We start from the raw sequence: 13,724 nt of genomic DNA on the forward strand, positions 1-13,724 counted from the left end.
AAGCTGCCGGCCTCGACCACGAACAGGATCACGTCCACGTCGCCGATGGCGCCCAGCACCGCGCGGTTGAGCGACTTGTTCAGCGCCGTCGAGTGCCGCGTCTGAAAGCCCGGCGTGTCGACGAAGACGAACTGCGCGTCGCCGCGCGTGTGGATACCGTTGATGCGGTGGCGCGTGGTCTGCGCCTTGCGCGAGGTGATGCTCACCTTCTGGCCCACCAGGGCGTTCATCAGCGTGGACTTGCCCACGTTGGGCTTGCCGACGATGGCCACCAGGCCACAGCGCTGGCCCTCGGCCGCCGGCGGCGCCCCCGGCACGCGCGCCGCGGCCAGCATGGATTCAAGGTCATTTTGCCCCTCAGGCGTTGCCCCGCCTTGATCTTCAGCTCTATCTTCAGTAGCACTCATGCCTTGTTCGCTTTCAGTTGGACCAGCATCGCGGCGGCCGCCGCCTGTTCGGCCGCGCGGCGCGAGACGCCGCTGCCGCCGGCGCTCAGGCCCTTTTCGGGCACCTCGCACCGCACATGGAAGACCTGATTGTGCGCAGCGCCCTCGATCTCGGCCACCCGATAGGCGGGCAGTTTCATTCTGCGGCCCTGCAGCCACTCCTGCAACGCGGTCTTGGCGTCCTTGGCGGCGGCCTGCAGGCTGGGGCTGAGTTCCACGCCTTCGAAGAGGCGGTGCACCAGGGCCTGGGCGCGCTCGTAACCGGCGTCCAGGTACACCGCGCCGATGATGGCCTCCAGTGCATCGGCCAGGATGGACGGGCGCAGCTTGCCGCCCGAGCGGGCCTCGCCCTCGCCCAGGCGCAGCACCTCGGGCAGCTTCAGGCGCACGGCGATGGCGTGCAGGGACTCCTGGCGCACCAGGTGGGCGCGGATGCGCGAGAGCTCGCCCTCGGGCAGGTGGCGCAGGCGCACGAACAGCAGGCTGGAGACGGCCAGGCTCAGCACCGAATCGCCCAGGAATTCCAGCCGCTCGTTGTGGTCGGCGCTGAAACTGCGGTGCGTAGTGGCGCGCTCGAGCAGCGCCGGGTCGGAGAACGCATGCTGCAGCCGCTGCTGCAGGTCCTGAAGGGGATGGAAAGACACGATGGCGGAAACAATGAAACGGAGGCTGGCAGGCGCGGCGGGCGCGCCCGCCTACTTCACGGAGTCGTGAAAACGGTAGAGAAGCGAGACCGGGCCAGCCAGGTGAATCTCGCGCGAGTAGCTGTAGGAGGCGGCAAGGCCCTGGCCGGCGCCGCCGGTGATGTCCAGGTCGCGTCCGGCCAGGGAGGTGATGTCGTCGATGGCCGCGGCCCGGTCGAAGGCGGCGCGCACATCCAGGGGCGTGGCGCTCTCGCGCACGGCCCGGGTGGCCGCCTTGCGGATGGTCAGGTATTCCTTGACGACCAGGGCCGACTGCAGGCCCACGGTGGCCAGCAGCACGACGGCCACCGCCACCAGCGCCACGCCCAGGAAGGTCAGACCGCGCTGGCGCGACGGGGCGGCGCCTGCGGCGCCGAAACGGCGTGTCGTCATGCGTCTTGCCTCCGGCGGCGCGGGCGCCGCATCAGTTGAAGGAGCCGATGCGCTTCAGGTTGCCGAAGTTCATCCACACGAAGAAGGCGCGGCCCACGATGTTCTCGTCGGGCACGAACCCCCAGTAGCGCGAGTCCAGCGAGTTGTCGCGGTTGTCGCCCATCATGAAGTAATGCCCCTCGGGCACGGTGCAGCTCACGCCCTCGACGCTGTAGCGGCACTGGTCGCGGAACCGGAACTGGCTCGCGCCCTGCACGAAGGCGGGCACGTCGGTGTTGGTGATGATGCGGTGGCGCCTGTCGCCCAGCTGCTCCTCGAACTGCTTGAAGTAGCGCATGGCATCGCGGTCGAAGTAGTCGGGCAGCTCGGTCGTCGGCACCGGCTGGCCGTTCACCGTCAGGCGCTTGTTCAGGTAGGCGATCTCGTCGCCGGGGATGCCGACCACACGCTTGATGTAGTCCATGCTGGGCTGGGGCGGATAGCGAAACACCATCACGTCGCCGCGCTGCACGGGCGTGCCGGCGGTGATCTTCTTGTTGATGACCGGCAGCCGGACCCCGTAGGTGAACTTGTTCACCAGGATCAGGTCGCCCACCAGCAGCGTCGGGATCATCGAGCCCGACGGAATCTTGAACGGCTCGAACAAAAACGAGCGCAGCAGGAAGACGATGACGATGACCGGAAACAGCCCCGCCGTCCAGTCCAGCCACCAGGGCTGCATCAGCAGCCGGCTCTTGGCCTCCTGCACGTCGCCGTCCACCTTCTGGATGCCCAGGCGGTCGAGTTCGGCGCGGCGCTGCGCGGCGGCCACCTCCAGCGCCTCGGCGGCGCGGCGGCGCCGGGGCAGGAAGACCAGGCGCTCGGCCAACCAGTAGGCGCCCGTGACCACGGAGGCCAGCAGCAGCAGCAGCGCGAAATTGCCTTCGATGGCGCCGACGTACCAGGCGGCAACGTAGCCGACGAAGGCCGCCAGGATGGCGGCGGTGAAATATTGCATGGCCTGCATGGTGCCCTTCAATCTTCGACCTGCAGGATGGCGAGGAACGCCTCCTGCGGCACCTCGACCGAGCCGATCTGCTTCATGCGCTTCTTGCCGGCCTTCTGCTTTTCCAGCAGCTTCCTCTTGCGCGAGACGTCGCCGCCGTAGCACTTGGCCAGCACGTTCTTGCGCAGCGCCTTGATGTTCTCGCGCGCAATCACGTTGGCGCCGATGGCCGCCTGGATGGCCACGTCGAACTGCTGGCGGCTGATGATCTCGCGCATCTTGGCGGCCACCGCGCGGCCGCGGAACTGCGCCTGCGTGCGGTGCACGATGATGGACAGCGCGTCCACCTTCTCGCCGTTGAGCAGGATGTCCACCTTGACCACGTCGGACGGCCGGTACTCCTTGAACTCGTAATCCATGCTGGCGTAACCGCGGCTGACCGACTTGAGCTTGTCGAAGAAGTCCAGCACGATCTCGCCCAGCGGCATCTCGTAGGTCAGCATGACCTGGCGGCCGTGGTACTGCATGTTCAGCTGCACGCCGCGCTTCTGGTTGGCCAGCGTCATGACCGGGCCGACGTAGTCCTGCGGCATGTACAGGTGCACCACGACGATGGGCTCGCGCACCTCCTCGATGCGCCCCTGCTCGGGCATGCGCGAGGGGTTCTCCACCTGGAGAACCTCGCCATCGGCCTTGACCACCTCGTACACCACGCTGGGCGCGGTGGTGATGAGGTCCATGTCGAACTCGCGCTCCAGGCGCTCCTGCACGATCTCCATGTGCAAAAGGCCCAGGAAGCCGCAGCGAAAGCCAAAGCCCAGCGCCTGGCTGACCTCGGGCTCGAAGTGCAGCGAAGCGTCATTGAGCTGCAGCTTCTCCAGCGCGTCGCGCAGCGCGTCGTACTGGTTGGCCTCGGTCGGGTAAAGGCCCGCAAAGACCTGCGGCTGGATCTCCTTGAAGCCGGGCAGTGCCTCGGCCGCTGGGCCGGCGTTGTTGGGCAGCTTCTTCTCCAGCGTGATGGTGTCGCCCACCTTGGCGGCCTTCAGCTCCTTGATGCCGGCAATGATGTAGCCCACCTCGCCCGCCCTGAGCACCTCGCGCGACTGCTGCGCCGGGGTGAACACGCCCAGGTTGTTGGCGTCGTAGGCCGCGCCGGTGGCCATCATCTTGAAGCGCTCGCCCTTCTTCAGTTCGCCATCGACCACGCGCACCAGCATGACCACGCCGACGTAGCTGTCGAACCAGCTGTCGATGATCATGGCGCGCAGCGGCGCCTCGGGCTTGCCGCGCGGCGCCGGCACCTTGGCGACGATCTGCTCGAGCACGTCGTCGATGCCCATGCCGGTCTTGGCCGAAATCGGGATGGCCTCGCTCGCGTCGATGCCGATCACGTCCTCGACCTCGGCGCGGGCGTTGTCCGGATCAGCCTGTGGCAGGTCCATCTTGTTGAGCACGGGCAGCACTTCCACGCCCAGCTCCAGCGCGGTGTAGCAGTTGGCCACCGTCTGTGCCTCCACGCCCTGGCTGGCATCGACTACCAGGAGCGCGCCCTCGCAGGCCGACAGCGAACGCGAGACCTCGTAGGAAAAGTCCACGTGGCCGGGGGTGTCGATCAGGTTGAGGTTGTAGACCTGGCCGTCCCTGGCCGTGTACCGCAGCGCGGCGGTCTGCGCCTTGATGGTGATGCCGCGCTCGCGCTCGATGTCCATGGAGTCCAGCACCTGCGCCTCCATGTCCCGCTCGGCCAGCCCGCCGCAGCGCTGGATGATGCGGTCAGCAAGGGTGGACTTGCCGTGGTCGATGTGCGCAATGATCGAGAAATTTCTGATGTGGTTCATCAATGGCCAACTAGCGACGGAAATACCGGAATTTGGAAAAAACGGGGGCGAGAGAGACGCCCCGGGCAAGAAAAAAGGGCGCGTCCACGAAGCGACGCGCCCTCAAACCAACAATCTCTGGCAACTGCGATGGTTGGGGCTTCATTGTAGGCAGAAACCCCGCCCACGGCCTGCGCCCCGCCCGCGCGGGGCTCCCTGGCGCGCAGCGGCGGCTGCCGCGCCGCAGGAGCCGCCTTGTGCCCAAAGGCGGCATTCTATCCAAACGCCTCGACCCGCTGCGCGCGGGGGAGGCGACGCCTCAGCGCGCCGGCCGGATCAGTGCGTACTGCGCCCATTCGCCCCGGCGCACCAGCACGCTGACGGGCTTGCTCTTGTCGGCCTTGGACGCCGCGGCCTCGAAGTCCTTGAGGTTGCGCACCTCGGCATTGGCCAGGGCGATGATCACGTCGCCCTCGCGCAGGCCGGCGCGCGCGGCGGCGTCGCTGGCCGAGACCACGCGCACGCCGCCCTTGAGCTTGAGCTCCTTTTCCTGCGCCGCCGTGAGGTCGGCGACGACCAGGCCCAGCTGCTGCGCGGCCGCCGTCGGCTGCTGCGGCTTGTCGCGGCCCGGTTCGCCCTGGGCGCGGGCAGCCACCTTCTCGTCGGGCTCGACCTCGGCGATGGTCACCGTCACATCGCGCGTGCTGCCGCGGCGGAACACCGTCACCGCCGTCTTGGTGCCGGGCTTGGAATTGCCCACCAGGCGCGGCAGGTCGGCCACCTTCTCCACCGGCTTGCCGTCGAAGCGCGTGATGATGTCGCCCGCCTCGATGCCGGCCTTCTCCGCCGGCGAGCCCGGCTCGATGCCGCGCACCAGCGCGCCCTGCGCCTTGCCCAAGCCGATGGATTCGGCCACATCCTTGGAAACGGGCTCGATCTGCACGCCGATGCGCCCGCGCGTGACCCGTCCCGTGGCGCGCAGCTGCTCGCTCACACGGATGGCCTCGTCGATGGGGATGGCGAACGAGATGCCCATGAAGCCGCCCGAGCGGCTGTAGATCTGGCTGTTGATGCCCACCACCTCGCCGCGCATGTTGATGAGCGGGCCGCCCGAGTTACCCGGGTTGATGGCCACGTCGGTCTGGATGAAGGGCAGGTAATCGCCCGTGTCGCGTTGCTTGGCGCTGACGATGCCCGCCGTCACAGTGTTGTCCAGGCCGAAGGGTGAGCCAATCGCCATGACCCATTCGCCGGCCTTCAGGCGGCTGACGTCGCCCACCCTGACCGCCGGCAGGCCGGTGGCGTCGATCTTGACCACCGCCACGTCGGTGCGCTTGTCCGAGCCGACGATCTTGGCCTTGAACTCGCGCTTGTCGGTCAGCGTGACGATGACCTCCTCCGCCCCCTCGACCACGTGGGCGTTGGTCATGACATAGCCGTCCTGGGTCAGGATGAAGCCCGAGCCCACGCCGCGCGGCTGGGGCTGCTGCGGCGCCTGCTGCTGCGGCCCCTGCCCGCCGCGCGGCACGTTGGGGACGGGCAGGCCGAAGCGCCGGAAGAACTCCAGCATGTCCTCGTCCATGCCATTGAGGGACGGGCGCGCGCTCACGCGCTCGGTGGTGCGGATGTTGACGACCGAGGGGCCGACCTGATCCACCAGCTCGGTGAAGTCCGGCAGGGCGCGCACCGCGGGTGCGGTTTGCGCCAGGGCCGGGCTGGCCGCACCCAGCAGACCTGCGCCGCCTGCGCAGGCCAGCGCCAGGGCCAGTGCGCCTGAGGACAGGCGCCCCTTCAGGACAGGGGGGTTGGTGGACATCATCGACCTTTCCTAGCGAGAGTGGGAGGGGTGGCGGGCAGGCCATGCCTGCCAGCCAAAAACGACAAGCAGACCGCCTGCGGCGGCATCGGTCTGCCAGTGAAGGGGCTGAAACCCTGTCAGCGCTCGTGCCCGGCGAAGCTGGCGTTGCGCAGGAAGCCGGCCGGCATCTGCAGCGTGTTGGTGTTGTTGCCCAGCTGGCGATGCGCCGCAAGGAGCTCGTCCAGGCGCGGATCGCGCAGCATGCGCTGCTGCGGCTGTTGTGCGTCCGGCGGCGGAGCGGCCGCGGAGGCCAGTTGCGGGGCGCCGCCTTCGTCCGCGGCGCGCCCGCCGGCGACGTTCCAGCCCAGCACCGCCACGGCCGCGAGCGAGGCAAAGCCCGCCACCAGCTTCCAGCGCATGAGCTGGGCGTTGGCTGCCGGATCGGGCACGCCGGGCGCCGGGGCCGGCGCCACCTGCCGCAGCGGTGCCTGGGCGAGGGTGCGCGGCGGCGCGCCCTCGGCGTCCATCTGCTGGCGCAGCCGCTGCAGCAGGGTGCCGTCGACGTCGGCGCGCACCGTGTCGCATTGGCGCAGCGCATCGCCGATCAGGTGGTAGAGCTGCCAGCACTCGCGCCCCTGCGCGTCGGCAGACAGTTGCACCGCGCGGGCGAAATCTTCGCCCTGCAGCTCGCCATCGGCCAGGGCCGACAGCTGCTCGCGCATCTTCAAAAAGTCTTGTTCGTGGTCGTTCATGGTCTGGCCTGCCAAAAACCGTTACCAGCGTTTGCCGCCGCGCCGCTCCAGCAGCGGCTTGATGCGCGCGGAGATGGCCTCGCGCGCCCGGAAGATGCGTGAACGCACGGTCCCGATGGGACAGTCCATGGCGGTGGCAATTTCTTCATAACTCAGGCCTTCGATCTCGCGCAGCGTGACCGCCTGGCGCAGCTCCTCGGGCAGGGCCTGCATCGCGGCATTCACCGCGGCGGCGATCTCCTGGGCGGCCAGAACGGTTTCCGGTGTTTCGTCGCTGCTTAGTTCGCGATCGAGCAGGGAAGTTTCCTCCCCGTCTTCCTGGGCCTTGCGCAGCGCGCTCTCGGTGATGACCGGGTCGCGGCGCAGGTCCACCAGGGCCTTCTTGGCGGAGTTGACGGCGATGCGGTAGAGCCAGGTGTAGAACTGGGCATCGCCGCGGAACTGGTGCAGCGCGCGCCAGGCACGCAGGAAGGTTTCCTGGGCAATGTCGGCCACCAGGTCGGTGTCACGCACCATGCGCCCGATCAGCCGCTCCACGCGCCGCTGGTACTTGATGACCAGCAGTTCGTAGGCGCGCGCGTCCCCAGCCACCGCACGCTCGACCAGCCGCAGGTCGCTTTCGGCAGAGGGCGGGAGGGGACGGGACGGTTCGGTCATGAAGTGTTCCTGCGATGCACTGGCCGGTCAGGCCGATGACTCTGCGCCTGGCGCCGCCGGTCGGGCGGGCAGGGCCTGGGCGCCGGCGGCGTGCAGCGCACGGCGCATCGGCAGCCACTGCGCGGGTGCGTCAGCTTGCTGCAGCCACAACCACGAAGCCCTGCCAGCCAGGGGCTGCACGCGCAGCAGCAGCGCATTTTGCAGGTCCAGTGCCACCTCGGGCGCACACGCCAGGCCGACATGCTGCCCGGGGGCCGCGGGTTCGAGCACCCAGCCGGCGCCGTCCCACTGAAGCACGCCCCGGGGCAGCACGCGCCAGGCGCGCCAGGCCGCAGCCGAGCAGACGGCCCACAGCAGCAGGCTGGCCGCGATGCCCGCCGCCCAGTGCGCACTGCCCAGGCCCTGGGCCGCCCACAGGGCGACGCCGGCCAGGGCAGTGACGCTCGCCACGGCGATGGCCTGCGCCGGCAGCGCCGCGCGGCCGAAAGGGTGGCGTGCGGGCGGCGGCGACAGGTGGGAGGGCATGGCCGGCCGAAGGGTGGAGGCGGCGCGGTCGGCGGGGTCGGCGGGGTCGGCGCACTGCCCGGGGGGCCTTGCGGCGCGGCGCGCAGTGGCGGCCGGCGGGTCACGCCCGCTGGAAGACCAGCGTGCCGTTGGTGCCGCCGAAGCCGAAGTTGTTCTTGAGCGCGACGTCCATCTTCATGTCGCGCGCCTCATTGGCGCAGTAGTCGAGGTCGCACTCCGGGTCCTGCTCGAACAGGTTGATGGTGGGCGGGGCCTTCTGGTGGTGCAGCGCCAGCACGGTGAACACGCTCTCGATGCCGCCCGCGCCACCCAGCAGGTGGCCGGTCATGGACTTGGTCGAGCTGATGACCATCCTGTGCGCCTGCTCGCCCAGGGCCGCCTTGATGGCGTTGGTCTCGTTCAGGTCACCCAGCGGCGTGGACGTGCCGTGCGCGTTCAGGTAGTCGACCTGGTCGGCGTTCAGGCCGGCATTCCTCAGGGCGGCCAGCATGGCGCGGCGCGGGCCGTCCATGTTGGGCGCCGTCATGTGGCCGGCGTCGGCGCTCATGCCATAGCCCGTGAGCTCGGCGTAGATCTTTGCGCCGCGTGCCTTGGCGTGTTCGTACTCTTCCAGCACCAGCACGCCCGCGCCCTCGCCCAGCACGAAGCCGTCGCGGTCCTTGTCCCAGGGGCGCGAGGCGGTTTTCGGGTCATCGTTGCGCGTGGACAGCGCACGCATGGCGGCAAAGCCGCCCACGCCCAGGGGCGAGACGGTGGCCTCGGTGCCACCGGCGACGATCACGTCGGCGTCGCCGTATTCGATCTTGCGCGCCGCCTCGCCGATGCAGTGCAGGCCGGTGGTGCAGGCCGTGACCACCGACAGGTTCGGGCCACGGAAGCCAAAGCGCATCGACACGTGCCCCGCCACCATGTTGATGATGGACGCCGGCACGAAAAAGGGCGTGATGCGGCGCGGCCCGCGTGCCTGCAGCTCGGCGTGGGTGTTCTCGATCAGCGGCAGGCCGCCGATGCCGGAGCCGATGATGCAGCCGATGCGTGTGGCCAGCTCTTCATCCAGGGCCTCGCCGGTGGGCAGGCCCGCGTCCTGCACGGCCTCCTGCGCGGCGGCGATGCCGTAATGGATGAAGGTATCCATCGTGCGCGCATCCTTGGCGCTCAGGTAGGCGTCCAAGTCAAAACCCTTGACCTCTCCTGCGATCTTGCAGGCGAAGTTCGATGCGTCGAACTTGGTGATGAGGTCGATGCCGGACTTGCCGGCAAGGATGTTGGCCCAGGCGTCCGCCACCGTGTTTCCCACGGGGGTGACGCAACCCAGGCCGGTCACGACAACGCGACGACGGCTCATGCGTGAAAACCTTGTAGCTAATGGAGCGGGAGGCGCCACCTCCCGGTGGAGGGCTCAGCCCTTGTGGTGGGCGTTGGCGTAGTCGATGGCGTTCTGCACCGTGGTGATCTTCTCGGCGTCCTCGTCCGGGATCTCGATGCCGAACTCGTCTTCCAGAGCCATCACCAGTTCCACCGTGTCCAGCGAGTCGGCACCCAGATCGGCAACGAACGCCTTTTCATTGGTGACCTGGGACTCTTCCACGCCGAGTTGCTCGGCGATGATCTTTTTGACACGTGCTTCGATATCGCTCATGGGTTTCCCTCAAGGGGTTGTGAATGAATCCGCGATTCTAGCCGCTCCGGGGGAGCACCCCCGCAGCGGCCGGCCGTGCGGACGGACCGGCGTGAAAACACTTCAATTACATGTACATGCCGCCATTGACGTGCAATTCCTGGCCCGTCACGTAGCCCGCGCCCTCGGACGCCAGGTACGCCACGGCGTGCGCGATGTCCTCGGGCCGGCCCAGGTCGCCCAGGGCGATCTGCGCGCGCAGGGCCTTCTTCTGCTCCTCGGGCAGCTCGGCGGTCATGTCGGTGGCGATGAAGCCCGGGGCCACGCAGTTCACGGTGATGCCGCGGCTGCCCAGCTCGCGCGCCAGCGCCCGCGTCATGCCGGCCACGCCCGCCTTGGCGGCAGCGTAGTTGGCCTGCCCCGGGTTGCCCGAGGCGCCGACCACGCTGGTGATGCTGATGATGCGGCCGAAGCGCTGCTTCATCATCGGCCGAATGGCCGCGCGGCTGGCGCGGAACACTGCCTTCAGGTTGGTGTCGATGACGGCGTCCCAGTCGTCGTCCTTCATGCGCATGGCCAGGGTGTCGCGGGTGATGCCGGCGTTGTTGACCAGCACGTGCAGGCCGCCGTGCTCCTTGACCACCGAGTCGATCAGCGCATCGACGGCGGCGCCATCGGTCACGTTCAGTTTCGCGCCGCGACCGCCGCTGGCGGCCAGCGCCGCGCTGATGCGCTCGGCACCCTCCTCCGTGGTGGCGGTGCCGATCACGGTGTGGCCGCGTGCGGCCAGCTCGGCGGCGATCGCCGCGCCGATGCCGCGCGTGGCACCGGTGACCAGGGCGATGCGGGAGGTGGAATCGGGGGTGCTCATGCCAGCAGTTCCTTGGTTTCGGCAAGCGTTGCCGGGTCGTACAGGGATGCACCGACCAGCTCGGGGTCGATGCGGCGGGTCATGCCGGCCAGCACCTTGCCGGGCCCGCACTCGACGAGGTGGGTGACGCCGAAATCCGTTTTCAGCGCCTGCACGCATTCGACCCAGCGCACCGGGCCAAAAGCCTGGCGGTACAGCGCGTCGCGGATGGCGTCGGCATCCTGTCGCACAGCCACGTCCACGTTGTTGAGCACAGGGATGGCGGGCGCGGCCAGCGGGGTGGCGGCCAGCGCGGCGCGCAGCTTCTCGGCCGCGGGGCGCATCAGGCTGGAATGGAAGGGCGCGGACACCGGCAGCGGCAGCGCGCGCTTGGCGCCCAGGCCCTTCAGAACTTCGCAGGCCCTGTCCACGCCGGCTTTGGTGCCGGCAATCACGGTCTGCGCCGGGTCGTTGAAGTTCACCGCCTCGGCCACCTCGGGTGAGCCGGCGCCGAAGCTCTCCTGTGCCTGACGGCAGCCTTCGAGGACCTTGTCAGCCGGCAGGCCCAGGATGGCGGCCATGGCGCCGGCGCCCACGGGCACGGCCTCCTGCATGGCGGCGGCGCGCAGGCGCACCAGCGGCGCGGCCTGCGCCAGCGTCAGCACGCCGGAGGCGACCAGCGCCGAGTATTCGCCCAGCGAATGCCCAGCCACGGCGGCCGGCAGTGGCCCGCCTTCGGCGCGCCACGCGCGCCAGGCGGCGACGCCGGCCACCAGCATCACCGGCTGGGTGTTGGTGGTCAGCGCCAGCGCCTCCTTGGGGCCGTCATGGATCAGTGCGCCGAGGTCTTCGCCCAGGGCCTCGGAGGCCTCGGCCAGCGTCTCGCGCACGGCGGGGTGCTCGCCCCAGGCGTCCAGCATGCCCACGGACTGCGAGCCCTGGCCGGGGAACACGAATGCAAACGTCTTTGCCATGGATTCTTGAAATTTTGAATGAAATACGCCTTCAGCCCTTGTGCAGCAAGGGTATACAGCTACATTTTCAGAAGCACAGCGCCCCAGGTGAAACCACCACCGACACCCTCCAGCATGACGGTCTGACCGGGCTGGACCTGCCCGGCGCGCACGGCGTGGTCCAGCGCCAGCGGGATGGACGCGGCCGAGGTGTTGCCGTGCTGGTCCACGGTGACCACGACCTTGTCCATGGGCAGCCTGAGCTTGCGGGCCGTGCTTTGCATGATGCGGATGTTGGCCTGGTGCGGAATCAGCCAGTCAATGTCGGCCTCGCCCATGCCGGCCTTGTCCAGCACGGCGCGCGCGGCTTTTTCCAGCACGCCCACGGCCAGCTTGAACACCGCCTGCCCGTCCATGGTCAGGAGCGGGCTGCCCAGCACCTCGCCGCCATAGACGTGGCCCGGCACGCACAGGATGCCCACGTGGCTGCCGTCGGCATGCAAGTCGCTGGCCAATATGCCGGGCTCATCCGATGCCTCCAGCACCACGGCACCGGCGCCGTCGCCGAACAGCACGCAGGTCGTGCGGTCCTGGAAGTTCAGGATGCGGCTGAAGACCTCGGCGCCCACCACCAGCGCGCGCGTCGCCGTGCCGGCGCGGATCATGGCGTCGGCCACGGTGAGGGCATAGACGAAACCGCTGCACACGGCCTGCACGTCGAACGCCGGGCAGCCGGCCACGCCCAGCTTGTTCTGCAGGATGCAGGCGGTCGAGGGAAACACCATGTCCGGCGTGGACGTGGCGACGATGATCAGGTCGATGTCGCCCGCCTCGCGGCCGGCGGCGGCCAGGGCGCGCTGCGAAGCCGCGAGCGCCAGGTCGCTGGCCGCCACGTGCGCTTCAGCGAAGTGGCGCGCGCGGATGCCGGTGCGCTCGACGATCCATTCATCGGAAGTCTCGATGCCCTGCCCGGCCAGCTGGGCCACCAGGTCGGCGTTGCTCACTCGGCGCGCAGGCAGGCAGCTGCCCGTGCCGACAATGCGGGAATAGCGTGTCATCAATCAGGGGGAAGTCGAAGGGGCGCCAGAGGCAGCCGTTGCATCCGTGGCCGCCAGCAGCGGCGCTGCATGCGCGACCCGCGCGCGCACGCGCTCGAGCAGGTTGTTGCGGGCCGCATCATACGCGCGGGCGAGCGCCTGCTCGAAGGCCAGCGCGTCGGCCGAACCGTGGCTCTTGAAGACCAGGCCGCGCAGGCCCAAGAGCGCCGCGCCGTTGTAGCGGCGGTGGTCCATGCGCCGCTTGAGCGCCGAGAGCACGGGATACGCCACCACGGCGGCGGCCTTAGTGAGCAGGTTGCGCGAGAACTCCTCCTTCATGAAGCCGCCGATCATCGAAGCCAGGCCCTCGATGGTCTTGAGTGCCACGTTGCCGACGAAGCCGTCGCAGACCACGATGTCGGCGCGGCCCTTGAAGATGTCGTTGCCCTCGACGTTGCCGATGAAGTTCAGGTCGCCCGAGGCGGCCGCGGCGCGCAGCAGCTCGCCTGCGCGCTTGATCTCCTCACCGCCCTTGATGGCCTCCTCGCCGACGTTGAGCAGGCCGACGGTGGGCTCGCGCTTGTCGTTGATGGCCGACACCAGGGCCGAGCCCATGACGGCGAACTGCAGCAGGTGCTCGGCGGTGGAGTCCACGTTGGCCCCCAGGTCCAGCACCGTGGTCGCGCCGCCGCGCGCGTTCGGGATCTGCGTGGCGATCGCCGGGCGGTCGATGCCCTGCAACGTCTTGAGCAGGTAGCGCGCAATGGCCATCAGCGCCCCGGTGTTGCCGGCCGAAACCGCCGCCTGGGCGCGCCCGTCCTTGACCTGGGCGATGGCCACGCGCATGGAGGAATCCTTCTTGCGGCGCAGCGCCACCTCGACGGGGTCGTCCATGCCCACCACCTCGGTGGCCGGCACCAGCTCGGCGCGCTCGTGGGCGAAACCTTGCAGGCTCGCGCCCTGGCCGACCAGCAGCAGGCGGGCGTCGGGGTGGCTGTCCAGGAACTGGCGGCACGCGACAAGCGTGACACCGGGGCCATGGTCGCCCCCCATGCAATCAACGGCCAGAGTGATCATCGGCGCAGAACAGGCCGCGCGGGGCGGCCGGAGATGGAAAGGCCGCCATTGTGGCAGCCGAAAACGACAAAGCCCGCGCTACGGAATGCGTAGCCGCGGGCCTTGGAAGGGTGCGGGCCGGGCCGGACCGCAA

General features: G+C 69.1%; 15 protein-coding genes. All 15 read right to left on the reverse strand.

Annotated elements, in window-relative coordinates; all coding sequences use genetic code 11:
- A partial coding sequence (era, locus tag RT051_RS09340; RefSeq protein ID WP_409520584.1) for a GTPase Era occupies positions 1 to 407 on the reverse strand: 407 nt, incomplete at its 3' end.
- Positions 404 to 1,090 carry a ribonuclease III gene (rnc, locus tag RT051_RS09345; protein WP_313075551.1) on the reverse strand — a complete coding sequence of 229 codons (687 nt, stop codon included), beginning with the start codon at positions 1,088 to 1,090 and terminating at the stop codon, positions 404 to 406. The genes era and rnc, both read right to left, overlap by 4 nt.
- 51 nt (positions 1,091 to 1,141) lie before the next feature.
- Positions 1,142 to 1,522 (reverse strand): DUF4845 domain-containing protein, encoded by a 381-nt coding sequence (locus tag RT051_RS09350; protein WP_313075555.1) that lies wholly within the window; start codon positions 1,520 to 1,522, stop codon positions 1,142 to 1,144.
- A 31-nt stretch (positions 1,523 to 1,553) separates the two neighbouring features.
- A complete protein-coding gene (gene lepB / locus RT051_RS09355) occupies positions 1,554 to 2,528 on the reverse strand; it encodes a signal peptidase I (RefSeq protein ID WP_313075558.1) in 975 nt (324 codons plus the stop codon).
- A gap of 8 nt (positions 2,529 to 2,536) precedes the next feature.
- Positions 2,537 to 4,345, reverse strand: coding sequence for a translation elongation factor 4 (gene lepA / locus RT051_RS09360; RefSeq protein WP_313075561.1), 1,809 nt, complete (start codon positions 4,343 to 4,345; stop codon positions 2,537 to 2,539).
- A 298-nt stretch (positions 4,346 to 4,643) separates the two neighbouring features.
- Positions 4,644 to 6,140, reverse strand: a complete 1,497-nt coding sequence (locus RT051_RS09365) for a DegQ family serine endoprotease (protein WP_313075564.1) — start codon at positions 6,138 to 6,140, stop codon at positions 4,644 to 4,646.
- A gap of 119 nt (positions 6,141 to 6,259) precedes the next feature.
- The gene (locus RT051_RS09370) at positions 6,260 to 6,874 is read right to left on the reverse strand and encodes an RseA family anti-sigma factor (protein ID WP_313075567.1); all 615 of its coding nucleotides are present in this window, start codon (positions 6,872 to 6,874) and stop codon (positions 6,260 to 6,262) included.
- Between the two features lie 21 nt (positions 6,875 to 6,895).
- The gene (gene rpoE, locus RT051_RS09375; RefSeq protein ID WP_313075570.1) at positions 6,896 to 7,531 is read right to left on the reverse strand and encodes an RNA polymerase sigma factor RpoE; all 636 of its coding nucleotides are present in this window, start codon (positions 7,529 to 7,531) and stop codon (positions 6,896 to 6,898) included.
- Positions 7,532 to 7,558: 27 nt separating this feature from the next.
- A complete protein-coding gene (locus RT051_RS09380; RefSeq protein WP_313075573.1) occupies positions 7,559 to 8,056 on the reverse strand; it encodes a hypothetical protein in 498 nt (165 codons plus the stop codon).
- 100 nt (positions 8,057 to 8,156) lie between these two features.
- Positions 8,157 to 9,401, reverse strand: coding sequence for a beta-ketoacyl-ACP synthase II (fabF, locus tag RT051_RS09385; RefSeq protein ID WP_313075575.1), 1,245 nt, complete (start codon positions 9,399 to 9,401; stop codon positions 8,157 to 8,159).
- A gap of 54 nt (positions 9,402 to 9,455) precedes the next feature.
- Positions 9,456 to 9,695 (reverse strand): acyl carrier protein, encoded by a 240-nt coding sequence (gene acpP / locus RT051_RS09390; protein WP_166159477.1) that lies wholly within the window; start codon positions 9,693 to 9,695, stop codon positions 9,456 to 9,458.
- A gap of 106 nt (positions 9,696 to 9,801) precedes the next feature.
- Complete coding sequence (gene fabG, locus RT051_RS09395; protein ID WP_313075583.1) at positions 9,802 to 10,545, reverse strand: 3-oxoacyl-ACP reductase FabG; 744 nt, start codon at positions 10,543 to 10,545, stop codon at positions 9,802 to 9,804.
- A complete protein-coding gene (fabD, locus tag RT051_RS09400; protein WP_313075586.1) occupies positions 10,542 to 11,498 on the reverse strand; it encodes an ACP S-malonyltransferase in 957 nt (318 codons plus the stop codon). Before fabD ends, fabG begins: the two co-directional genes overlap by 4 nt.
- Before the next feature lie 59 nt (positions 11,499 to 11,557).
- Entirely contained in the window at positions 11,558 to 12,535 is a 978-nt protein-coding gene (locus RT051_RS09405; protein ID WP_313075589.1) for a beta-ketoacyl-ACP synthase III, read from the reverse strand.
- A gap of 3 nt (positions 12,536 to 12,538) precedes the next feature.
- On the reverse strand, positions 12,539 to 13,591 hold the full coding sequence (plsX, locus tag RT051_RS09410; protein WP_313075592.1) for a phosphate acyltransferase PlsX: 1,053 nt from the start codon (positions 13,589 to 13,591) through the stop codon (positions 12,539 to 12,541).
- Positions 13,592 to 13,724 lie beyond the last annotated feature (133 nt).

Source organism: Melaminivora sp. (genome assembly GCF_032059615.1).
In the GTDB taxonomy this organism is placed as follows: Bacteria; Pseudomonadota; Gammaproteobacteria; order Burkholderiales; family Burkholderiaceae_C; genus Melaminivora.